The organism is Arthrobacter sp. AL05, from assembly GCF_029960715.1.
GTDB lineage: Bacteria > Actinomycetota > Actinomycetes > Actinomycetales > Micrococcaceae > Arthrobacter.
Genome location: NZ_JASBRC010000064.1, coordinates 1 through 311, shown reverse-complemented (window position 1 = coordinate 311; position 311 = coordinate 1). Strand labels below are relative to the sequence as shown.

Below are 311 nucleotides of genomic sequence, written 5' to 3'. Positions count from 1 at the left end.
CACCAGCCCGACCTGGCGGACACCTCGGCATAGTCGCGGGCTCGGCATAGATCGATCTATGCGGACATCCGCATAGGTCGATGAAGTCGGCTACATCCCGTTCGAGCAGGACGCCGCGAACCTGTTCTTCCAGCTCGTCTCATCACGCTACGAACAAGCGTCCCTGATCCTGACCTCGAACCTGCCCTTCGCCCGCTGGGGAGACGTGTTCGGAGACCAGGTCGTCGCCTCCGCAATGATCGATCGCATCGTCCACCACGCCGTAGTCATCACCCTCAAAGGCTCCAGCTACCGACTCAAACATGCACAGA

General features: G+C 60.5%; 1 pseudogene. It reads left to right on the top strand.

The window, feature by feature from the left end:
* Positions 1 to 76: 76 nt before the first annotated feature.
* Positions 77 to 311: pseudogene (locus QK287_RS18455) on the top strand (ATP-binding protein); the annotation flags it as partial.